This window comes from Proteus sp. G2674, assembly GCF_009915195.1.
GTDB lineage: Bacteria > Pseudomonadota > Gammaproteobacteria > Enterobacterales > Enterobacteriaceae > Proteus > Proteus mirabilis.
Map to the genome: position 1 here is coordinate 1 of NZ_JAABLS010000009.1, position 21,672 is coordinate 21,672.

A 21,672-nucleotide genomic window follows, 5' to 3' on the forward strand; every position below is an offset into this window, starting at 1 on the left:
TGCTCGTTCTTCATCAGACAATCTGTGTGAGCACTGCACATAACACGTATCTCTTAGGTAAGGAGGTGATCCAACCGCAGGTTCCCCTACGGTTACCTTGTTACGACTTCACCCCAGTCATGAATCACAAAGTGGTAAGCGCCCTCCCGAAGGTTAAGCTACCTACTTCTTTTGCAACCCACTCCCATGGTGTGACGGGCGGTGTGTACAAGGCCCGGGAACGTATTCACCGTAGCATTCTGATCTACGATTACTAGCGATTCCGACTTCATGGAGTCGAGTTGCAGACTCCAATCCGGACTACGACAGACTTTATGAGTTCCGCTTGCTCTCGCGAGGTCGCTTCTCTTTGTATCTGCCATTGTAGCACGTGTGTAGCCCTACTCGTAAGGGCCATGATGACTTGACGTCATCCCCACCTTCCTCCGGTTTATCACCGGCAGTCTCCTTTGAGTTCCCACCATCACGTGCTGGCAACAAAGGATAAGGGTTGCGCTCGTTGCGGGACTTAACCCAACATTTCACAACACGAGCTGACGACAGCCATGCAGCACCTGTCTCAGCGTTCCCGAAGGCACTCCTCTATCTCTAAAGGATTCGCTGGATGTCAAGAGTAGGTAAGGTTCTTCGCGTTGCATCGAATTAAACCACATGCTCCACCGCTTGTGCGGGCCCCCGTCAATTCATTTGAGTTTTAACCTTGCGGCCGTACTCCCCAGGCGGTCGATTTAACGCGTTAGCTCCAGAAGCCACGGTTCAAGACCACAACCTCTAAATCGACATCGTTTACAGCGTGGACTACCAGGGTATCTAATCCTGTTTGCTCCCCACGCTTTCGCACCTGAGCGTCAGTCTTTGTCCAGGGGGCCGCCTTCGCCACCGGTATTCCTCCACATCTCTACGCATTTCACCGCTACACATGGAATTCTACCCCCCTCTACAAGACTCTAGCCAACCAGTTTCAGATGCAATTCCCAAGTTAAGCTCGGGGCTTTCACATCTGACTTAATTGACCGCCTGCGTGCGCTTTACGCCCAGTAATTCCGATTAACGCTTGCACCCTCCGTATTACCGCGGCTGCTGGCACGGAGTTAGCCGGTGCTTCTTCTGCGGGTAACGTCAATTGACAAGGGTATTAACCTTATCACCTTCCTCCCCGCTGAAAGTACTTTACAACCCTAAGGCCTTCTTCATACACGCGGCATGGCTGCATCAGGCTTGCGCCCATTGTGCAATATTCCCCACTGCTGCCTCCCGTAGGAGTCTGGGCCGTGTCTCAGTCCCAGTGTGGCTGATCATCCTCTCAGACCAGCTAGAGATCGTCGCCTAGGTGAGCCTTTACCCCACCTACTAGCTAATCCCATATGGGTTCATCCGATAGTGCAAGGTCCGAAGAGCCCCTGCTTTGGTCCGTAGACATTATGCGGTATTAGCCACCGTTTCCAGTAGTTATCCCCCTCTATCGGGCAGATCCCCATACATTACTCACCCGTCCGCCGCTCGTCAGCAAGAAAGCAAGCTTTCTCCTGTTACCGCTCGACTTGCATGTGTTAGGCCTGCCGCCAGCGTTCAATCTGAGCCATGATCAAACTCTTCAATTAAAAGTGTTTGATGCTCAAAGAAATCGAAAACTTAGCTTATTCATTATATGAATTAACTTGTTAGTCACTCTTCAAGACTTGATACATCTAATTTTTTAGAAGATATCGTCTCTGCGAGTGCCCACACAGATTGTCTGATAATTTGTTAAAGAGCAGTGCAACTATCGCTGCCGTTTCCGGTCTTCTGCGTTGTTGCGAGGAGGCGTATATTACGCTATTCCTCTGAAGAGTCAAGAGTTTTTTCAAACTTTTTTCTTTTCTCTTCCCTTTCCGTCGTTGCTGTTGTCAGCTCATCGTCGGTCAGTGGGTGCGCATTATAGGGGCTTCTCAGATTAGCGCAAGTATTTATTTCAATTTTTTTTCTGTTCGCTCTATTTTTAAGCTACACGTCTATTTTTGACACTAAAACCCCGCTAGTAGCACAAAAATTATACTAGCAATAACCGTTTTGTCTATTCGTTATCTTCTATCGATCATCATCGATCCACTTACTTTTATTATCATTGCTATTTATTTCAGTTAAAAATAATACTCTGGATTATTCTCTCGTCAGATATACCTGCTCACTGCTATACTTTTCTATATTACAATTACAGCAAAGTACCGCCACAATATTCGTATGAGGTCAATCATGAGCCATTCCACTATTAGAAGTTACTTACACTTATCACCTTCCATTGCTAAAGATGTTTATATTGACGTGACAGCCACTGTTATTGGTGATGTACGCCTTAGTGAAGATGTCAGCATTTGGCCAATGGTTGTGATCCGCGGTGATGTTAACTATGTCAGTGTAGGAGCAAGGACTAATATTCAAGATGGCTCAGTGCTACATGTTACACATGCATCAGAAAATACCCCTAATGGTTTTCCTCTCATCATCGGTGATGATGTGACTGTTGGACACAAAGCAATGTTACATGGGTGTACAATCGGAAACCGAGTATTAGTCGGCATGGGATCAATCTTACTTGATGGTGCAATTATTGAAGATAATGTCTTGATCGGCGCAGGAAGCCTAGTACCACCTGGTAAACGACTAGAAAGTGGTTTTCTTTATTTAGGTAGCCCAGTAAAAAAGATCCGCCCACTCACGCCCGCAGAAATACAACACTTTATCTACTCTGCTAATAATTACGTAAAGTGGAAGAACGACTATTTATCAACGGCTCATTCCGCCATTGATAAACAGTAAAATGGATGAAGAGTTGACACTTCATACAGCTTAGCCAACTCTTCAAATTCTTCTTCAATTTCCCATCGATGCTGCTTAAACAAACAAAGAGCATTGCTATTATCACCAAAGCGTGCCTTTAGCTCTTGTTCGGTGATTTGGCAATCAAATAACATTCCATTGACCATGATAGGGAAAAGAACGCATTTTTGATCTTCAAGCCACTGCTCACGATCAGGAAATTGAATGGATTGATTCATTTATTCAAATTTTCTCTTAAAATATTTATTGTTGGATTAATATCAGGTACTCGCTCATACCATAACTCAACGGCATAAGCGGCTTGCCCTACCAGCATACCTAGACCATCAGATAAGCGTGTACTACCATTTTTTAATGCATGGTATAAAAAAGAAGTCATACCTGCCTTATAATACAAATCATAACAAGCAGTTTTAAAACCATAAGCACTATCAGGTATAGGTGGAATATCGTCCGTCATACTAGATGAAGAGGCGTTAATAATTAGATCATAATGTTTATCTGTAACATTTTGTGGAGCACTAGCTCTAATTGTACCAAATTGGCTAAATTCTTGTGCTAATTGTTGTGCTTTTTCAACAGTGCGATTAGTCAAAGTAATATCACAATTATAATTTAATAATGGTAATAATATCCCTCGTGTAGCACCACCAGCCCCAATAACAAGAACCGATAATATTTTTCCGGGGATAATAAAATCCAATCTAGCTAAATCAAGAATTAAGCCCTGACCATCAGTATTATCACCTAATAACGTGCCGTCATCTAATTTTAAAATAGTATTAACAGCACCACAGGCTTGTGCTCTTTGTGTTAATTTATCCACAAAGCGAAAAGCATCTTCCTTAAAAGGAACGGTAACATTAGCTCCACGTCCACCTTGAGAAAAAAATTGCGTTGCTACTTTATCAAATTCGCCTAATGGAACCAGTAAACGCCCATATTCATAATCAATCCCTGACTGTTTCGAAAAAAGCTGATGAATAAAAGGAGATTGACTATGTTCAATGGGATTGCCCATCACTACATATTTTTCCATAGCATCATTATCCTTGTCGATATAGCTCACCTGTTAGTGCATCTCTAATTTCAGAAGGATTTTTTCTGCCACCAACCTCGCCATTTACAATAGCAATTCGATTACGAAACTGCTCTTGTACTTCTTCAACACTACGGCATGGAGGAAGTCCGCTTAAATTTGCGCTGGTTGATACTAATGGTTTGCCATAAGCCACACATAATGCTTTCACAATAGGGTGATCCGTAACCCTTACAGCTAAGGAAGAAAACCGCCCTGTTAGCCATTTTGGCGTTATTGACTTAGCTGGAATAACCCAAGTGATTGGGCCTGGCCAAGAGGCAAACATCCGCTCCCGCTGTTCTTGAGTCAATGCGTTATCATCAATATAAGGTTTTAATTGTTCATAGTTATCAGCAATTAAAATAAGCCCTTTCTCAATGGCTCTCTGTTTTAACTCAAGTAATGCCATTACCGCGCTTTCACTATCAGGATCACAACCGACACCAAACACAGCTTCTGTTGGATAGGCAATAACTTGATTATTTTGCAGTGCTTCTATAATTGTATTATTTACAGGTGATACTTCGTTATTCATGTTCTTCTCTTTTTGTTTGTTGCTTGCCACACAATTTGCTGGCGCACACTAATCTTACTCCTTGAGAAGACCTCTTTTCCATCAATAATGGATAATGACAATATTCGCACTCACCATTAATCGGTTTGTTATTTAGTACAAATTGACATTCAGGATATTGGTTACAAGCATAAAATATTTTACCAAACCGAGACTTACGCTGTAATAATTTGCCCTTCTCGCACTGAGGACAATGAATCACAGTCTCATCAGGTTTATCAATTTGTTCTATATGCTCACAAGCAGGATAATTGCTACAGCCTATAAACATGCCAAACTTACCTTGTCGTAAAACTAAATCTGCGCCACAACATTGGCAAGGCTGTCCTTCTAATACTTTAATAACCTGTCCATCGCCTTGAGATTTCAACGCCTTAATATAATGGCAATTAGGATAAGCAGAACATCCTAGAAAAGGGCCATGGCCACCATTTCTTATAATTAAATCACTGCCACATTCAGGACATTTTTCTTGCTCAGATGGATGCGTAAACGGCATTATTTTTGCCATTGTCTTACCTCATAACACTTATTCCAATCGAATATAGCCACCCGCCACAATAGCGACTTTTTCGATAAGCTCAAGCTCTAATAAAAGAGGAGCTAAATCTGATGTGGATAAACCGCTCTTATTCGCAATAATATCAATCGGGATAGCTTTATCAAAACCTAACAAAGGCAATATCAAATTTATTGATTGCTGCTGAGTGGGTGTAAGTTTTTCAATTTCTAATGGCATATTGCTGGACTCTTTTTTATTGGCAGCTGAGCCAACCTCTGCGATATGCTCGTCTTGTAAATCATCATTATGATTAAAGATTAACCACTGCCAAGAGCTATTTAAATATTCCATAATATCATCTGGTGAAGAGGCTAAATTCGCCCCCTGTTTTAGCAACTGATGATTTCCTTCAAAGTGTGAGTCACCGAGTAATCCGGGTAACACAAACAATTCTTTGCCTTGTTGTAGAGCATAATTGGCAGTGATTAAAGATCCACTTTTTATGCCAGCTTCTACAATTAAGAGAGCTGAACTCAATCCACTAATAATTCTATTCCTTTGCGGGAAATGACGAGCTAAAGGTGGTGCCATCGGGAGATGCTCTGAAACAAGAACACCCGACTCTTTGATTTGCTCTGCTAGTCGACGATGAAATGATGGGTAAATTTGTTCTAAACCGCTCCCCAATACAGCAATAGTGACGCCATGATGTTTTAAAGCACTACGATGTCCAACACCATCAATCCCTTGCGCCAATCCGCTTGTAATTGTGAATTTATTTTTCACGAGCTGTTGTGCAAAATAAGTCGCCCACTTAGTTCCATACTGTGTAGCATCTCTACTACCAATTAATGCAATTTGTGTGCTTTTTAAATGCTCTTTATTACCTGCAACAAAAAGCAAAAGAGGTGGAGAAGATATTTGTTTTAATAGCAAAGGATAATCTGAATCAGAAATTGTTAAGAGTGATGATTCATTTTTATCTAGCCACTTTAATGTACTTTTGACACAATTTGCCTGAAGCCTCATAAATTGGTGACTTTGTTGTTCTGATAGGCCACATTCTAGTAACACTTTACGATTTAGTTGCGTCAATGATTGTAAGTATTCCACCACCTTAATCGCTTTATTTACTGGCAATCTTGAAACAACATTAAGTCTTATCCATATTTCTCTGGCATCCATGCATTATCCTAGTGTTATTTTTTAACATACAAGGTGAGTGCTAAACTCAGCAAATACTGTCAATCCAGACAATAAATGTCTAGAATAGACGTTAATTCTCATTCACATTTTAGAAACAGTCCAAATAAATTATGGCAGTATTACACGTATTACATTATCCAGACGAGCGCCTTCGCACCATTGCAAAGCCAGTCGAAAAAGTTGATGCCGAAATTCAAAAAATTGTCGATGATATGTTTGAAACAATGTATTTGGAAGAAGGTATCGGTTTAGCTGCGACACAGGTGGATATCCACCAGCGCATCATCGTCATTGATATCTCTGAAACACGAGATCAAAAACTGGTACTCATTAATCCAGAACTTCTTGATCAGGAAGGTGATACCGGAATAGAGGAAGGTTGTTTATCAATACCTGAACAACGCGCATTTGTGCCTCGTGCAGAGCGCGTAAAAGTAAGAGCGCTTGATTACAACGGACAACCTTTTGAATTAGAAGCTGATGACTTACTCGCTATTTGTATTCAACATGAGATGGATCATTTAGTTGGCAAATTATTTGTGGATTATTTATCTCCATTAAAGCGCCAACGTATCCGCCAGAAAGTTGAAAAGCTCGATAAGAGAAGAGCAAAAGCGGGACAATAGAGATTTACTTGTAACAGGAAAAAAACGTGTCTGATTCATTACGTATTATCTTTGCGGGAACACCCGACTTTGCAGCCCGACATTTAGCTGCTCTGTTATCAACTCAACATCATATTGTTGGGGTATTAACGCCACCAGATAAACCCGCAGGAAGAGGTAAGAAGCTGACGATTAATCCAGTGAAAGAACTGGCATTAACTAATAACATTCCTGTTTATCAACCGACATCGTTAAAACCAGAAGAGAATCATGAGTGGATCAAAGCACTACAACCTGACGTTATGATTGTTGTTGCTTATGGTATGATTTTACCCAAAGCAGTACTTGATATCCCTCGTTTGGGTTGCTTAAACGTCCATGGCTCTCTTCTACCTAAATGGCGAGGTGCTGCACCTATCCAACGTGCCTTATGGGCGGGCGATACAGAAACTGGCGTCACCATTATGCAAATGGATGTTGGTTTAGATACTGGCGATATGCTTTATAAAGCATCATGCCCAATTACTCATCAAGACACGAGTGCTTCTCTTTATGCTAAATTAGCAGAGCTGGGGCCTAAAGCACTAATTAATACATTAGATCTTATCATTAGCGGTGAGTTAAAAGCAGAGAAACAAGATGATAGCCTAGCGAATTACGCAGAAAAGCTATCAAAGGAAGAAGCAAAAATTAATTGGTCGTTATCTGCACAACAGATAGAACGTTGTATTAGAGCGTTTAATCCATGGCCTATGAGCTTTTTTATGCTCGATGATCAGCCGGTGAAAGTATGGGAAGCGCAAGTTATCGCGTCGGATAATACCAATCAAATACCAGGTACATTATTGAAAGCAGATAAAACAGGCATTTATATCGTAACAGGTGAAGGCATTTTAAATATCACCAAGCTTCAACCATCAGGTAAAAAACCTATGGCATCAGCCGATTTCCTAAATTCCAAACGAGATTGGTTTACCCCTGGGAAAATCATTCAATAATGATACTACCCCTTGAAATAACAATATTTCAGGGGGTCCTTTTTTCACGCCAATATTATTCTTCTCTGGCGGCCAATATATAAACGCTAATTCACTATGAAAACGTCATACAACTTACGCAGTATTGCAGCAAAGGCAATAGCTCAAGTTTTAGATCAAGGCTTATCATTAAGTTCGGTGATCCCTGAATTACAAAAAAACATTTCAGATAAAGACAAAGCGCTCTTGCAAGAGCTCTGCTTTGGTACCTTACGTACCTTACCCCAGCTAGAATGGATCATCCAACAACTAATGGATAAACCACTGAAAGGTAAACAACGAATTTTACATTACCTCATTATGGTCGGTTTATATCAGCTCCTTTATACTCGAGTTCCTGCCCATGCAGCACTCGCTGAAACTGTTAATGGTGCGATCGCACTGAAAAAACCACAACTAAAAGGGTTAATTAACGGTGTATTACGCCAATTTCAGCGTCAACAAGATGTATTAATGGAACGTTTCCAAAATAATGATAGCCGCTATTTGCACCCTTCTTGGTTACTCACACGAATAAAAAATGCCTACCCTGAGCTATGGGAAAGTATTATTGAAGGAAATAACCAAAAGCCACCAATGTGGTTACGGGTAAATCAAATACATCATTCACGTGAACAGTACTTAGCGCTGCTTGAAAAAGAAGGGATCAGCGCGTTCTCCGATGACCACCACCCCAATGCTATTCGTTTAGAAACACCTTGTAATGTTCACCTGTTACCAGGGTTTAATGAGGGCTGGGTCACGGTTCAAGACCGCAGCGCTCAGCGTTGTGCAGAATTACTAGCGCCACAAAATAACGAACAAATTCTTGATTTATGTGCAGCCCCTGGGGGAAAAACAACCCATATCTTAGAAATAGCCCCTAAAGCGCATGTTCTCGCCATTGATATAGATGAGCAACGTTTAGCCAGAGTTAAAGAAAATCTAAACCGCTTAAAACTACATGCCACAGTCAAAAGTGGTGATGGACGTTATCCAGAGCAATGGTGTGCAAATATGCAATTTGACAGGATCTTACTTGATGCTCCTTGCTCAGCAACTGGCGTTATACGTCGCCATCCAGATATCAAATGGCTACGTCGTAATGAAGACATAGCTCAGTTAGCGCAAATTCAAAAAGAAATATTACATGCTATATGGCCATACCTAAAATCAGGGGGCACATTAGTTTATGCTACTTGTTCTATTTTACCTGAAGAAAATAGCCAACAAATTGCAGCCTTCTTATCGTCAATGCAAGATGCTCAATGTGACTACCAGCATCAATGCTTACCGGAGCAATATAGCGGTGATGGCTTCTTTTATGCGCTGATCAATAAAAAATGATCTTGTGGTAAAAGATGATATCAGATCCAAAAGAAGCTACTATTCCAACACAAGATCGATGTGAACAGACATTGATCTTGTATTTGTTAATCGACTATTCTGAGAACTGACGATGAAAATTATTATCTTAGGCGCAGGTCAAGTGGGTGGCTCTCTCGCTGAAAATCTTGTCGGTGAGAATAACGATATTACTGTTGTCGATACTGATGCTACCCGTTTACGTCAACTTCAAGATAAATTTGATTTAAGAGTTGTAAATGGTCATGGATCTCATCCGAGAGTCTTAAGAGAAGCGGGGGCTGAAGATGCGGATATGCTAGTTGCCGTCACAAATTCTGACGAAACAAATATGATAGCATGCCAAGTCGCTTATACTTTATTTAATACTCCCAATAAAGTTGCTCGTATCCGAGCCTCTGAATTTGTTCGTGAAGCAGATAAACTTTTTTTACCAGAAGCAATTCCTATTGATTACCTCATCTCCCCGGAACACCTCGTTATAGATTATATCTATAAACTAATTCAATACCCCGGTGCCCTACAGGTAGTAAACTTTGCTGAAGGTCAAGTCAGTATCGTGGCAGTAAAAGCCTACTATGGTGGATCACTTGTGGGTAATGCACTATCCACTCTACGTGATCATATGCCACATATTGATACCCGTGTTGCGGCTATCTTTCGCCAAGATAGACCTATTCGCCCTCAAGGATCGACCATTATTGAAGCGGGTGATGAGGTCTTTTTCGTGGTGGCGTCACAACATATTCGCGCAGTAATGAGTGAGCTACAACGATTAGAAAAACCTTATAAACGCATTATGATTGTTGGTGGCGGAAACGTTGGAGCAGGATTAGCGGCAAGATTAGAAAAAGATTATAGCGTTAAGCTGATTGAGCATAATCAACAACGTGCTACCGAGTTAGCAGAGCTCCTCCATGATACTATCGTGTTTTATGGTGATGCATCTGATCAAGAGCTACTCGCTGAAGAGCATATTGAGCAAATCGATGTTTTTATTGCACTCACTAATGATGATGAAGCAAATATCATGTCCGCAATGCTCGCAAAACGCATGGGGGCAAAAAAAGCCATGGTACTTATTCAACGCAGTGCTTATGTTGATTTAGTCCAAGGTGGAGTCATTGATATTGCCATCTCTCCGCAACAAGCCACTATTTCAGCTCTATTAGGTCATGTTCGCAAAGCAGATATTGTCAGTGTATCCTCATTACGTCGCGGTGTTGCTGAAGCTATTGAAGCCATTGCACATGGTGATGAAAATACCTCAAAAGTTGTCGGTAGACGTATTCAAGATATCAAACTTCCGCCAGGCACAATTATCGGCGCCATTGTCCGCAATGAAGATGTCATTATTGCCAATGCAAGTCACTCAATAGAACAAGGTGACCATGTGATCATGTTTATTACAGATAAAAAATATGTTCCTGAAGTAGAAAAACTGTTCCAACCTAGTCCATTTTTCTTATAACTCTAGTGTAGAAATAAGAATAGTAGTGATTGTTACTGATACTGATCTATTATTATTATCTAAACACATATTTTTATATCTAGATCCATACTAATAAGGGGTGGTTATGGCTTTTTTCAAAGAGTTTCGTGAATTTGCAATGAAAGGCAATGTTGTTGACATGGCAGTCGGTGTCATCATTGGTGCAGCATTCGGAAAAATTGTTTCATCCTTAGTAGCTGATGTGATTATGCCTCCATTAGGCTTACTCATTGGAGGGATCGATTTTAAACAATTTAGTTTAGTACTAAGAGAGGCTCATGGAGATATACCTGCCGTTATCTTAAACTATGGTGCCTTTATACAAACTGTTTTTGATTTTGCCATTGTCGCGTTTGCTATTTTCTGTGCGATTAAATTAATTAATAAGATGCGCAGACAAGAAGAAGAACAACCTAAAGCACCACCTGCACCTTCAGCAGAAGAAACTTTATTAACAGAAATCCGTGATCTATTAAAAAATCAGCAAAAATAAAAACTAAAAGGCCAGTGATAACAATTGAAAATATTTGTTATCACTGGCCTCCCAGTTACCTTTCTTATTATGTTTTGCCTTTCTCATATAGCTACCTTTGCCTTTCTTATTTTTTTCTACCCGTTGTCTAAATAAAGGATCATGAACAAGTGCAGCTAACGCATTATCTTTGATCACACCTTTTTGGTGCTGATATTTGCTAGACATAAAAACCTCTTAAATTATTAAAGAACATAAAGCATAGAACAACAATCTTCAGTGCAGATATTATTGCTTTGTCGCTCCAGATTCAAGTATTTCTAGAATTGAACAATATGTACTTTCATGAGCAGTTCCACAGCAAGCATTGCTTAACATTTTTAAAGAATCACGCATCTTTTCCATTTCTTTTAGACGAGCCTCAACTTCTGCTAGCCTAGCATCAACAATATGTTTTGATTCTACACAAGTATGATGCGCAGGATCGACTCTAATTGAAAGTAACTCAGTAATAGCATCCAGAGTAAAGCCTAACTCTTTGGCATAACGAATAAAGCGTAATCTTTGCAAATCTTGTTCTGTATACAGACGATAGCCACCTTCTGTCCGTCTATCATGTTCCATCAATCCTTGTTTTTCATAAAAACGGATAGTATCTGTTGTAACATTCGCTAATTTTGCAATTTGGCCGATGCGATACATTGATCACTCCTCAAACTAATGATAAGTAAGCATAACAAATAACCAAAAAAATAGAATTGAAATATAGTGCGATACTTAATACTTACTTTCGCACAATAGCAGCATATTCAAAAGTAAATATATAGCACCCACATAAATAAAGAAGTAGCGAGTCATTAAAGGGAGGAACCAATAGATTTAAATTTATTGCTAATCTATAGCAATAAAAAAACCGGATTAAAAAATCCGGTCTTTTTATTCGCTTCGCTAAATAATAATTTTATTATTCAGCAGCTGCTTCTGTTTCAGAATCAGCACGGTCAACAAGCTCAATGTAAGCCATTGGAGCATTGTCACCTGCACGGAAGCCACACTTCAGAATACGAGTGTAACCACCTGCACGGCTCGCAAAACGCGGACCTAATACTGTAAACAGTTTTGCCACGACTTCGTTGTCACGAGTACGGGCGAATGCCAGACGACGATTAGCTACGCTGTCGGTCTTGGCAAGAGTAATCAGCGGCTCAACGACGCGACGCAGTTCTTTCGCTTTAGGCAAAGTTGTCTTGATGATTTCATGACGAACTAAAGAACCTGCCATGTTGCGAAACATAGCCTGACGATGGCTGCTGTTGCGGTTCAATTGACGACCACTCTTACGATGGCGCATGACCTTATCCTTCTCAGTAAAACCTTAACCTGTGATCTTATTCATCAGCGATACTTGCAGGTGGCCAATTCTCAAGGCGCATGCCCAGAGATAAACCACGCGACGCCAGTACGTCTTTAATCTCAGTAAGAGATTTCTTACCAAGGTTAGGCGTCTTAAGTAATTCAACTTCAGTACGCTGTACCAGATCACCGATGTAGTGGATTGCTTCTGCCTTCAGACAGTTAGCAGAGCGGACAGTCAATTCAAGATCGTCAACTGGGCGCAGCAGGATCGGATCGAACTCTGGCTTCTCTTCTTTAACTTCAGGCTGACGAACATCACGTAAGTCAACAAAAGCTTCAAGCTGTTCAGCCAGGATAGTCGCTGCACGGCGAATCGATTCTTCTGGATCGATAGTACCGTTAGTCTCCATCTCGATTACCAGCTTATCCAAGTCGGTACGTTGTTCAACACGCGCTGCTTCCACAGTATAAGCGATTCGCTCAACTGGGCTATAACACGCATCTACTAGTAAACGACCGATAGGGCGCTCATCTTCTTCCGAATGAATTCGGGCAGAAGCCGGCACATAACCACGACCACGCTGAACTTTGATACGCATATTAATAGATGCGTTTTCGTCTGTAAGGTGGCAGATAACGTGCTGCGGCTTGACGATTTCGACATCACCGTCATGGATGATATCGGCTGCAATAACAGGGCCAATGCCAGATTTGCTCAAAGTAAGAATTACTTCATCTTTACCATGAACTTTTACCGCCAACCCCTTAAGGTTGAGCAGTATTTCTAGGATATCTTCCTGAACACCTTCTTTGGTGCTGTACTCATGCAGTACACCATCAATCTCAACCTCTGTTACCGCACAACCCGGCATAGACGAAAGCAGAATACGGCGCAGTGCGTTACCTAGAGTGTGGCCGAAGCCTCGCTCTAATGGCTCAAGGGTCACCTTGGCGTGCGTCGAACTCACTTGCTCGATATCAACCAGGCGCGGTTTTAGAAACTCTGTCACAGAACCCTGCATTGTGTCCTCTCTTTGGTGCTAAGCCTTACTTGGAGTAAAGCTCGACGATCAGGTGCTCGTTAATGTCCGCAGACAAGTCAGTACGTTCAGGAATACGTTTGAACACACCTTCCATCTTAGCAGCATCAACTTCCAGCCATGTTGGCTTTTCACGCTGTTCAGCCAGCTCTAAAGCAGCCTTAATACGAGACTGTTTTTTCGATTTTTCACGAACGCTGACTACGTCATTCGGGGAAACCTGATAAGAAGCAATATTAACCACGCGACCATTTACCATGATTGCTTTGTGGCTAACCATCTGACGTGCTTCTGCGCGAGTTGCGCCAAAGCCCATACGATAAACAACGTTATCCAGACGACCTTCTAACAGAGTAAGTAAGTTCTCACCTGTGTTGCCTTTCAGACGTGTTGCTTCTTTGTAGTAGTTACGGAATTGACGCTCTAGAACACCGTAAATACGACGTACTTTTTGTTTTTCACGTAACTGAACACCGTAATCAGACAGACGCGGTTTACGTGCGCCGTGCTGACCTGGTGCTTGTTCCAGTTTACACTTGGTGTCAATCGCCCGAACGCCAGATTTCAGAAATAAATCTGTACCTTCGCGACGGCTCAGCTTGAGCTTAGGACCCAAATATCTTGCCATTTTCTTTCTCCAACTATCCTAAAAACGAAACCGTTATTAAACGCGACGTTTTTTCGGTGGACGACAACCGTTATGAGGAATCGGAGTCACATCAGTAATATTAGTGATGCGGAAACCAGCCGCGTTTAATGCACGGATAGTTGACTCACGACCAGGACCAGGTCCTTTTACCATAACTTCCAAGTTCTTAATTCCGTACTCTTTAACAGCTTCAGCGCAACGTTCTGCTGCAACCTGAGCCGCAAACGGAGTAGATTTACGAGAACCACGGAAACCGGAACCACCGGCAGTAGCCCAACCCAACGCGTTACCTTGACGGTCTGTAATAGTAACGATTGTGTTGTTGAAAGAAGCATGGATATGAGCCACACCGTCAGAGACTTGTTTTCTTACACGCTTACGTGCACGAATAGGTGCTTTTGCCATTGTTCAAATACCCCGATTATTTCTTGATCGGCTTACGCGGACCCTTACGGGTACGTGCGTTAGTCTTAGTACGCTGACCGCGAACTGGTAGACCACGACGATGACGTAAACCACGGTAAGTACCAAGATCCATCAGACGTTTGATGCTCAGGGTAACTTCACGACGTAGATCACCTTCTACAACGTATTTGGCAACTTCGTCACGCAGCTTGTCGATTTGCTCTTCAGACAGCTCACTGATCTTAACATTTTCAGCAATACCCGTTGCTTCACAGATAGCCTGTGAACGAGTTTTACCAATGCCGTAAATCGATGTTAAAGCGATTACGGTATGTTTATGATCAGGAATGTTAATGCCTGCTATACGGGCCACTATGCACTCCTAAATTAACTTTATACAGTACTATTCTGAAAAGCCCGTTTTCAGGATACTCAAACAATACTGTATGATTATAAATGATTGGGCTGGCTAATTTAGCCAGCTCAACCGAACTTTGCAAGAAAAAAATGCAATAATTTAGCCTTGACGCTGTTTATGCTTAGGGTCAACACTGCAAATTACACGCACGTGGCCGTGACGTCTAACGATTTTGCAGTTACGGCACATTTTCTTGACGGAAGCACGAACTTTCATTTTTACTCTCCGTAACTTCTAAAACAAACCCATCTTATCGGTAATTAGCCTTTAAGGTTTGCTTTTTTCAATGCAGACTCATACTGACTTGACATCAGGAGAGTTTGCACTTGAGCCATAAAATCCATGATGACCACAACCACGATTAAGAGGGAAGTACCACCAAAATAGAAAGGTACTTTCATTGCGTCACGCATGAACTCCGGGATGAGACAGATAAAGGTAATGTACAGGGCACCGATTAAGGTTAAACGTGTCATCACTTTATCTATATATTTAGCCGTCTGCTCTCCCGGGCGAATTCCTGGTACAAATGCACCGGACTTCTTCAGGTTATCTGCCGTTTCTCTTGGGTTGAAAACCAACGCCGTATAGAAGAAACAGAAGAAGATGATTGCAGCAGCGTATAGTAACACATAAATAGGTTGACCAGGCTGTAAATTTAAAGAAATTGTCGTCAGCCAACCCCATCCTGTACCATCGCCAAACCAAGAGGTTATTGTACCAGGAAACAGAATAATACTTGAAGCAAAAATTGCCGGTATTACACCCGCCATATTTACCTTAAGTGGTAGATGTGTACTTTGTGCCGCGTATATTCTACGCCCTTGTTGACGTTTTGCATAGTTAACAACGATACGACGTTGTCCTCTTTCTACAAAAACAACAAAGAAAGTTACCGCGAACACCAATACTGCAACCAACAATAACAGGAGGAAGTGCAGTTCGCCTTGCCGCGCCTGCTCGATGGTTTGACCAATGGCAGGTGGAAGACCTGCAACGATACCTGCAAAGATAATGATTGAGATACCGTTACCAATACCACGTTCAGTGATTTGCTCACCTAACCACATCAGGAACATTGTCCCTGTGACTAAGCTCACAACAGCCGTAATATAGAATGGTAAGCCTGGATTAATAACCAGACCTTGCATTCCTGGCATATTCGGTAAGCCTGTTGCGATACCAATAGATTGGAATATCGCCAGCACCAAAGTACCATAACGGGTATATTGGCTGATCTTACGACGACCGGCCTCCCCTTCCTTCTTAATCTCCGCTAACCGAGGGTTAACCACTGATAATAGTTGGATAATAATCGATGCCGAAATATAAGGCATGATACCCAGCGCAAAGATAGAAGCACGGCTAAGAGCACCACCAGAGAACATGTTAAACATTTCAATGATGGTGCCTTTTTGCTGATCGAGCAATTTGGCAAGCACAGTGGCATCAATACCAGGGATAGGAATAAAAGAGCCAATCCTAAAGACAATTAGTGCACCAAGAACAAACAGTAATCTGCGTTTTAGTTCACCTATACCACCTTTAGCACTCTGAAAATCTAACCCTGGTTGTTTAGCCATCTGTCACTTATTCCTCAATTTTACCGCCAGCTGATTCGATTGCTGCACGGGCACCTTTGGTAACACGCAGACCACGAATAGTCACTGCACGGTTAACCTCGCCAGACAGAATTAATTTTGCAAATTCAATCTGTGGGCCAACAACGTTTGCGGCTTTCAGTGCATTCAGATCGATTACATCGCCTTCAACATAAGCCAAATCAGACAGACGGATTTCCGCAGTCACGAATGATTTACGTGAAGTAAAACCAAATTTTGGTAAACGACGGTATAAAGGCATCTGACCACCTTCAAAACCACGACGTACGCCACCGCCAGAACGAGATTTCTGACCTTTGTGACCACGGCCGCCAGTTTTACCTAGGCCAGAACCGATACCACGACCTACACGTTTAGGCGCATGCTTGGCACCTTCAGCCGGAGACAGAGTATTTAAACGCATCTCTTACTCCTCAACTTTAACCATATAGGAAACCAAGTTGATCATACCGCGAACTGCTGGTGTATCTTCGCGTTCTACAGTGTGACCGATGCGACGCAGACCTAAACCAGCCATAGTTGCCTTATGTTTAGGCAGACGGCCGATTAAACTGCGTGTTTGAGTAATTTTAATAGTCTTAGCCATGGTCATTACCCCAGAATTTCTTCAACGGATTTACCACGCTTAGCTGCGACCATTTCTGGAGACTTCATGCTATCTAAAGCGTCCAGTGTTGCACGAACGACGTTAATCGGATTCGTGGAACCATAGGTTTTAGCCAGTACGTTACGAACGCCAGCCACTTCTAGAACTGCACGCATTGCACCACCTGCGATGATACCAGTACCTTCATGAGCAGGCTGCATAAATACGCGAGAACCTGTATGAGTACCTTTAATAGGGTGGAACAGAGTACCGTTGTTTAAAGCGACGGTTTTCATATTGCGACGGGCTTTTTCCATCGCTTTCTGGATTGCTGCCGGAACTTCGCGAGCTTTGCCATATCCAAAACCAACGCGGCCATTACCATCACCAACTACTGTAAGAGCGGTGAAGCTAAAGATACGACCACCTTTAACGGTTTTCGATACGCGGTTTACCGCGATCAGCTTTTCCTGCAGTTCGCCAGCTTGTTTCTCGATGTGAGCCATCTTACACTCCTACCTTAGAACTGAAGGCCAGCTTCACGGGCAGCATCTGCCAGTGCCTGGACTCGACCATGATATTGGAAACCGGAACGGTCAAATGATACTGATTTGATACCTTTTTCCAGAGCGCGTTCAGCAACAATTTTACCAACTACTGCTGCTGCTTCTTTGTTTCCAGTGTTTTTCAGTTGCTCAATGATAGCTTTTTCTGTAGTAGAAGCGGCCACCAAAGTTTCAGAACCGTTTGGTGCAATAACCTGCGCATAAATATGGCGAGGGGTACGATGTACCACCAGGCGAGTCGCACCCAGTTCCTGGAGCTTACGGCGTGCGCGGGTCGCACGACGGATACGAGCTGCTTTCTTATCCATAGTGTTACCTTACTTCTTCTTAGCCTCTTTGATACGCACAACTTCGTCGGCGTAACGAATACCTTTACCTTTATAAGGTTCAGGGCGACGGTAAGCACGCAGTTCAGCTGCTACTTGACCAATCACTTGCTTATCCGCACCTTTCAGTAGGATTTCAGTTTGTGTTGGACATTCAGCAGTGATGCCTGCTGGCAGTTGGTGTTCCACTGGATGTGAATAACCTACTGATAAGTTAACTGTGTTGCCCTTAACAGACGCACGATAACCTACACCTACCAGTTGCAGTTTCTTAGTGAAGCCTTCGGTAACACCTACAACCATTGCATTTAGCAGTGAACGAGTAGTACCCGCTTGTGCCCATGCATCAGCATAACCATCGCGTGGTGCGAAAGTTAGTTGGTTGTCAGCATGTTGAATTTCAACTGCATTATGGATAGTACGAGTAAGCTCGCCGTTTTTACCCTTAATCGTAATTACCTGACCGTTGAGTTTAACCTCTACGCCGGCAGGAATGACGACGGGTGCTTTTGCCACACGAGACATTCTTTCCTCCCGAATTAAGCTACGTAGCAGATAATCTCGCCACCAAGACCTGCTTGGCGAGCTGCACGATCAGTCATAACACCTTTTGAGGTAGAAACAACAGCGATGCCCAGTCCTGCCATAACTTGTGGCAGCTCATCTTTTCTTTTATAGATGCGCAGACTTGGACGGCTTACGCGCTGAATGCTTTCTACTACAGCCTTACCTTGGAAATATTTTAAAGTGATTTCCAGTTCTGGCTTAGTGTCGCCTTCAATTTTAAAATCTTCGATATAACCTTCTTCCTTAAGCACGTTGGCAATCGCCACTTTCAGCTTGGAGGAAGGCATTGTGACCGCAACTTTATTCGCGGCCTGACCGTTACGGATACGGGTCAGCATATCCGCGATGGGATCTTGCATGCTCATCTGTCTTTACTCCCGTGATTCAATTAGGGTGATTACCAGCTAGCCTTTCTAAGGCCCGGGATTTCACCGCGCATAGCGGCTTCACGGACTTTAATACGGCTTAGGCCAAATTTCCGCAGGAAACCGTGCGGACGTCCAGTTTGACGGCAGCGGTTACGCTGACGTGAAGGACTTGAATCACGTGGCAGTGTTTGCAGTTTCAGAACAGCATTCCAACGATCTTCATCAGATACGTTTACATCTGAAACGATAGCTTTCAGTTCTGCGCGTTTTGCGAAGAATTTCTCAGCTAAATTCGCACGTTTTACATCACGTGCTTTCATAGATTTCTTAGCCATGAATGCCCTGCCTTACTTGCGGAACGGGAAGTTAAACGCTGCTAACAATGCGCGACCTTCATCATCAGATTTCGCAGTCGTAGTAATGGTAATATCCAAACCACGAACACGATCCACTTTATCGTAATCGATTTCAGGGAAGATGATTTGTTCACGCACGCCCATGCTGTAGTTACCACGTCCATCGAATGATTTAGCGGACAAACCACGGAAGTCACGGATACGTGGTACAGCAATAGAGATCAGACGTTCAAAGAACTCCCACATGCGTTCGCCACGCAGGGTCACTTTACAGCCGATCGGATAGCCCTGGCGGATTTTGAAGCCTGCAACAGATTTGCGTGCTTTGGTGATCAGAGGTTTTTGACCTGAGATTGCTGCTAAATCAGCTGCTGCATTATCCAGCAGTTTTTTATCAGCAATTGCTTCACCAACACCCATGTTCAGGGTGATCTTCTCGACCCGAGGGACTTGCATGACAGAATGGTAACCAAACTGAGACATCAGTTTTTGGACTACCTCGTCTTTGTAGTAATCATGCAGTTTCGCCATCGTATACTCCAAATTACTTGATAGTTTCTTTATTAGATTTGAAGAAACGAACTTTTTTGCCGTCTTCGAATCTAAAACCTACACGGTCAGCCTTGCCGGTTGCCGCATTGAAGATTGCAACGTTAGAAACTTGAATTGCAGCTTCTTTTTCAACGATGCCACCTGGTTGGTTCAGAGCCGGTACTGGCTTCTGATGTTTTTTAACCAGATTGATACCTTCAACGATAACTTTACCAGAAGAAAGAACCTGTTTTACTTTACCGCGCTTACCTTTATCTTTACCAGTTAGCACGATAACTTCGTCTTCACGACGGATTTTCGCTGCCATTGCCTGCTCCTTAGAGTACTTCAGGTGCCAGAGAGATTATTTTCATAAACTTCTCGTTACGAAGTTCACGAGTAACCGGCCCAAAAATACGCGTACCAATAACTTGCTCGCTGTTGTTGTTTAACAATACACAAGCGTTGCTATCGAAGCGAATGACAGAACCGTCAGGGCGACGAACACCCTTCTTGGTGCGCACCACTACCGCTTTCAGTACATCACCTTTCTTAACTTTACCACGTGGAATTGCTTCTTTAATGGTAATTTTGATGATGTCACCTACATCTGCGTAGCGACGGTGCGAGCCACCTAGAACCTTGATACACATTACGCGACGTGCACCGGAGTTGTCGGCCACGTTCAGCATAGTCTGTTCTTGGATCATTTTAGTGCTCCGCTAAATGTCAACTACTACTGAGCCACTTCCACATTAGAAGAGGCCGTTCAATATCCCATAATACGAGGGAGCGGCATTATAACACCACATTCTCGATATGGACAGAAAAAATAAACGGCTCGTTCAGTTTTGAGCCGTTTATTTCGTACGAAAAGGCTATTTTATTACAGAACAGCTTTTTCTACAACGCGAACTAACGCCCAAGACTTAGTCTTAGAGATAGGACGTGTTTGACGAATTTCTACTACGTCACCCATGCCACATTCGTTGTTCTCGTCATGTACATGCAGTTTAGTCGTACGACGGATGAATTTACCATATAATGGATGTTTCACCATACGATCGATAGCAACAACAACAGATTTTTCCATTTTGTCACTTACCACACGACCTTGCAGAGTACGGATTTTATCGGTCATTACGCACCCGCCTTCTCAGTCAGTAAAGTCTTAACGCGTGCGATATTACGACGCACTTGTTTCAACAGATGAGACTGTTGTAACTGACCACTTGCTGCCTGCATACGCAGATTGAACTGCTCACGCAGTAAGTTCAGCAATTCAGTGTTCAGCTCTTCAACGCTCTTTTCGCGCAGCTCTTTTGCTTTCATTACATCACCGTCTTAGTTACAAAGGTGGTTTTGATAGGCAGTTTTGCTGCCGCTAGCTGAAATGCTTCACGGGCCACTTCTTCAGGCACACCATCCATTTCATATAGGACTTTACCTGGCTGGATCAAGGCAACCCAATACTCTACGTTACCTTTACCTTTACCCATACGGACTTCGAGCGGCTTTTCAGTGATTGGTTTGTCTGGGAACACACGGATCCAGATTTTACCCTGACGCTTAACTGCACGGGTCATTGCACGACGTGCCGCTTCGATCTGACGTGCAGTCAGACGACCACGGCCCACAGCTTTAAGACCGTAAGTCCCGAAGCTTACATCCGTACCTATAGCTAAGCCACGGTTGCGGCCTTTATGCACTTTACGGAATTTTGTACGCTTAGGTTGTAACATCAGCGACTCT

Annotated in this window: 33 protein-coding genes and 1 rRNA gene; 6 read left to right on the top strand and 28 right to left on the bottom strand. The window is 42.8% G+C overall.

Annotated features, from left to right (window positions below; all coding sequences use genetic code 11):
* Nucleotides 1-58: 58 nt before the first annotated feature.
* A 16S ribosomal RNA gene (locus tag GWI58_RS02225) occupies nt 59-1,601 on the bottom strand.
* A gap of 631 nt (nt 1,602-2,232) precedes the next feature.
* Here GWI58_RS02225 and GWI58_RS02230 point away from each other — a divergent pair.
* Nucleotides 2,233-2,796, top strand: coding sequence for a gamma carbonic anhydrase family protein (locus GWI58_RS02230; protein ID WP_004249682.1), 564 nt, complete (start codon nt 2,233-2,235; stop codon nt 2,794-2,796).
* On the opposite strand, the gene GWI58_RS02235 is transcribed toward GWI58_RS02230, so the two are convergent.
* From GWI58_RS02235 to dprA, 5 genes are read right to left on the bottom strand one after another with little or no spacing between them, the layout of a single operon-like run.
* Complete coding sequence (locus tag GWI58_RS02235) at nt 2,772-3,035, bottom strand: DUF1488 domain-containing protein (protein WP_094960226.1); 264 nt, start codon at nt 3,033-3,035, stop codon at nt 2,772-2,774. The genes GWI58_RS02230 and GWI58_RS02235 overlap by 25 nt on opposite strands.
* Nucleotides 3,032-3,856 carry a shikimate dehydrogenase gene (gene aroE / locus GWI58_RS02240; protein ID WP_004249684.1) on the bottom strand — a complete coding sequence of 275 codons (825 nt, stop codon included), beginning with the start codon at nt 3,854-3,856 and terminating at the stop codon, nt 3,032-3,034. The genes GWI58_RS02235 and aroE overlap by 4 nt, the downstream gene beginning before the upstream one ends.
* 7 nt (nt 3,857-3,863) lie before the next feature.
* Complete coding sequence (gene tsaC / locus GWI58_RS02245; RefSeq protein WP_004246930.1) at nt 3,864-4,433, bottom strand: L-threonylcarbamoyladenylate synthase type 1 TsaC; 570 nt, start codon at nt 4,431-4,433, stop codon at nt 3,864-3,866.
* Nucleotides 4,426-4,983: a DNA topoisomerase family protein gene (locus GWI58_RS02250; RefSeq protein ID WP_017827503.1), complete on the bottom strand. Its 558-nt coding sequence runs from the start codon at nt 4,981-4,983 to the stop codon at nt 4,426-4,428. Before GWI58_RS02250 ends, tsaC begins: the two co-directional genes overlap by 8 nt.
* An 18-nt stretch (nt 4,984-5,001) precedes the next feature.
* A complete protein-coding gene (dprA, locus tag GWI58_RS02255; protein ID WP_004246932.1) occupies nt 5,002-6,159 on the bottom strand; it encodes a DNA-processing protein DprA in 1,158 nt (385 codons plus the stop codon).
* 131 nt (nt 6,160-6,290) lie between these two features.
* Here dprA and def point away from each other — a divergent pair, with 131 nt between their 5' ends.
* From def to mscL, 5 genes are all read left to right on the top strand, one after another.
* Entirely contained in the window at nt 6,291-6,806 is a 516-nt protein-coding gene (def, locus tag GWI58_RS02260) for a peptide deformylase (protein WP_004246933.1), read from the top strand.
* A gap of 26 nt (nt 6,807-6,832) precedes the next feature.
* Nucleotides 6,833-7,783: a methionyl-tRNA formyltransferase gene (gene fmt, locus GWI58_RS02265; protein ID WP_004246934.1), complete on the top strand. Its 951-nt coding sequence runs from the start codon at nt 6,833-6,835 to the stop codon at nt 7,781-7,783.
* 96 nt (nt 7,784-7,879) lie between these two features.
* Nucleotides 7,880-9,148, top strand: coding sequence for a 16S rRNA (cytosine(967)-C(5))-methyltransferase RsmB (gene rsmB / locus GWI58_RS02270; protein WP_004249887.1), 1,269 nt, complete (start codon nt 7,880-7,882; stop codon nt 9,146-9,148).
* A gap of 112 nt (nt 9,149-9,260) precedes the next feature.
* Nucleotides 9,261-10,637 (top strand): Trk system potassium transporter TrkA, encoded by a 1,377-nt coding sequence (gene trkA / locus GWI58_RS02275; protein ID WP_094960225.1) that lies wholly within the window; start codon nt 9,261-9,263, stop codon nt 10,635-10,637.
* Nucleotides 10,638-10,743: 106 nt separating this feature from the next.
* Nucleotides 10,744-11,151, top strand: a complete 408-nt coding sequence (mscL, locus tag GWI58_RS02280) for a large-conductance mechanosensitive channel protein MscL (RefSeq protein ID WP_004246937.1) — start codon at nt 10,744-10,746, stop codon at nt 11,149-11,151.
* Nucleotides 11,152-11,154: 3 nt separating this feature from the next.
* Here the strand turns inward: mscL and GWI58_RS02285 are convergent, their stop codons facing one another.
* The 22 genes from GWI58_RS02285 to rplP all read right to left on the bottom strand — a co-directional run bounded on the left by GWI58_RS02285 (nt 11,155) and on the right by rplP (nt 21,662).
* Nucleotides 11,155-11,358 carry an alternative ribosome-rescue factor A gene (locus GWI58_RS02285; RefSeq protein ID WP_004246938.1) on the bottom strand — a complete coding sequence of 68 codons (204 nt, stop codon included), beginning with the start codon at nt 11,356-11,358 and terminating at the stop codon, nt 11,155-11,157.
* 60 nt (nt 11,359-11,418) lie between these two features.
* Nucleotides 11,419-11,832 (bottom strand): Zn(2+)-responsive transcriptional regulator, encoded by a 414-nt coding sequence (gene zntR / locus GWI58_RS02290; RefSeq protein ID WP_004246939.1) that lies wholly within the window; start codon nt 11,830-11,832, stop codon nt 11,419-11,421.
* A gap of 262 nt (nt 11,833-12,094) precedes the next feature.
* Nucleotides 12,095-12,481, bottom strand: coding sequence for a 50S ribosomal protein L17 (rplQ, locus tag GWI58_RS02295; protein WP_004246940.1), 387 nt, complete (start codon nt 12,479-12,481; stop codon nt 12,095-12,097).
* 37 nt (nt 12,482-12,518) lie between these two features.
* Nucleotides 12,519-13,508, bottom strand: a complete 990-nt coding sequence (locus GWI58_RS02300; RefSeq protein ID WP_004246941.1) for a DNA-directed RNA polymerase subunit alpha — start codon at nt 13,506-13,508, stop codon at nt 12,519-12,521.
* Between the two features lie 25 nt (nt 13,509-13,533).
* Entirely contained in the window at nt 13,534-14,154 is a 621-nt protein-coding gene (gene rpsD / locus GWI58_RS02305; RefSeq protein ID WP_004246942.1) for a 30S ribosomal protein S4, read from the bottom strand.
* A 36-nt stretch (nt 14,155-14,190) separates the two neighbouring features.
* A complete protein-coding gene (gene rpsK / locus GWI58_RS02310; RefSeq protein ID WP_002919257.1) occupies nt 14,191-14,580 on the bottom strand; it encodes a 30S ribosomal protein S11 in 390 nt (129 codons plus the stop codon).
* 16 nt (nt 14,581-14,596) lie between these two features.
* The gene (rpsM, locus tag GWI58_RS02315) at nt 14,597-14,953 is read right to left on the bottom strand and encodes a 30S ribosomal protein S13 (RefSeq protein ID WP_004249689.1); all 357 of its coding nucleotides are present in this window, start codon (nt 14,951-14,953) and stop codon (nt 14,597-14,599) included.
* A 144-nt stretch (nt 14,954-15,097) separates the two neighbouring features.
* Nucleotides 15,098-15,214: a 50S ribosomal protein L36 gene (rpmJ, locus tag GWI58_RS02320; protein WP_012368691.1), complete on the bottom strand. Its 117-nt coding sequence runs from the start codon at nt 15,212-15,214 to the stop codon at nt 15,098-15,100.
* Nucleotides 15,215-15,258: 44 nt separating this feature from the next.
* Nucleotides 15,259-16,581 (bottom strand): preprotein translocase subunit SecY, encoded by a 1,323-nt coding sequence (gene secY, locus GWI58_RS02325; protein WP_004246943.1) that lies wholly within the window; start codon nt 16,579-16,581, stop codon nt 15,259-15,261.
* A 7-nt stretch (nt 16,582-16,588) separates the two neighbouring features.
* The gene (rplO, locus tag GWI58_RS02330) at nt 16,589-17,023 is read right to left on the bottom strand and encodes a 50S ribosomal protein L15 (RefSeq protein WP_004246944.1); all 435 of its coding nucleotides are present in this window, start codon (nt 17,021-17,023) and stop codon (nt 16,589-16,591) included.
* 3 nt (nt 17,024-17,026) lie between these two features.
* Nucleotides 17,027-17,206 (bottom strand): 50S ribosomal protein L30, encoded by a 180-nt coding sequence (gene rpmD, locus GWI58_RS02335; protein WP_012368690.1) that lies wholly within the window; start codon nt 17,204-17,206, stop codon nt 17,027-17,029.
* A gap of 5 nt (nt 17,207-17,211) precedes the next feature.
* Entirely contained in the window at nt 17,212-17,712 is a 501-nt protein-coding gene (rpsE, locus tag GWI58_RS02340; RefSeq protein ID WP_004246946.1) for a 30S ribosomal protein S5, read from the bottom strand.
* 14 nt (nt 17,713-17,726) lie between these two features.
* Nucleotides 17,727-18,080 (bottom strand): 50S ribosomal protein L18, encoded by a 354-nt coding sequence (gene rplR, locus GWI58_RS02345; protein ID WP_004246947.1) that lies wholly within the window; start codon nt 18,078-18,080, stop codon nt 17,727-17,729.
* A 9-nt stretch (nt 18,081-18,089) separates the two neighbouring features.
* Nucleotides 18,090-18,623 carry a 50S ribosomal protein L6 gene (gene rplF, locus GWI58_RS02350; protein ID WP_004246948.1) on the bottom strand — a complete coding sequence of 178 codons (534 nt, stop codon included), beginning with the start codon at nt 18,621-18,623 and terminating at the stop codon, nt 18,090-18,092.
* Between the two features lie 14 nt (nt 18,624-18,637).
* Complete coding sequence (gene rpsH, locus GWI58_RS02355; protein ID WP_004246950.1) at nt 18,638-19,030, bottom strand: 30S ribosomal protein S8; 393 nt, start codon at nt 19,028-19,030, stop codon at nt 18,638-18,640.
* 32 nt (nt 19,031-19,062) lie between these two features.
* On the bottom strand, nt 19,063-19,368 hold the full coding sequence (gene rpsN, locus GWI58_RS02360; protein WP_004246951.1) for a 30S ribosomal protein S14: 306 nt from the start codon (nt 19,366-19,368) through the stop codon (nt 19,063-19,065).
* Nucleotides 19,369-19,380: 12 nt separating this feature from the next.
* A complete protein-coding gene (gene rplE, locus GWI58_RS02365; RefSeq protein WP_004246952.1) occupies nt 19,381-19,920 on the bottom strand; it encodes a 50S ribosomal protein L5 in 540 nt (179 codons plus the stop codon).
* A gap of 13 nt (nt 19,921-19,933) precedes the next feature.
* On the bottom strand, nt 19,934-20,248 hold the full coding sequence (gene rplX, locus GWI58_RS02370) for a 50S ribosomal protein L24 (RefSeq protein WP_004246953.1): 315 nt from the start codon (nt 20,246-20,248) through the stop codon (nt 19,934-19,936).
* Between the two features lie 10 nt (nt 20,249-20,258).
* Nucleotides 20,259-20,630 carry a 50S ribosomal protein L14 gene (rplN, locus tag GWI58_RS02375; RefSeq protein WP_004246955.1) on the bottom strand — a complete coding sequence of 124 codons (372 nt, stop codon included), beginning with the start codon at nt 20,628-20,630 and terminating at the stop codon, nt 20,259-20,261.
* Between the two features lie 176 nt (nt 20,631-20,806).
* Entirely contained in the window at nt 20,807-21,061 is a 255-nt protein-coding gene (gene rpsQ, locus GWI58_RS02380; RefSeq protein ID WP_004246956.1) for a 30S ribosomal protein S17, read from the bottom strand.
* On the bottom strand, nt 21,061-21,252 hold the full coding sequence (gene rpmC, locus GWI58_RS02385) for a 50S ribosomal protein L29 (RefSeq protein WP_004238624.1): 192 nt from the start codon (nt 21,250-21,252) through the stop codon (nt 21,061-21,063). The genes rpsQ and rpmC overlap by 1 nt, the downstream gene beginning before the upstream one ends.
* Nucleotides 21,252-21,662, bottom strand: a complete 411-nt coding sequence (gene rplP, locus GWI58_RS02390) for a 50S ribosomal protein L16 (RefSeq protein ID WP_004246957.1) — start codon at nt 21,660-21,662, stop codon at nt 21,252-21,254. The genes rpmC and rplP overlap by 1 nt, the downstream gene beginning before the upstream one ends.
* Between the last annotated feature and the right edge of the window lie 10 nt (nt 21,663-21,672).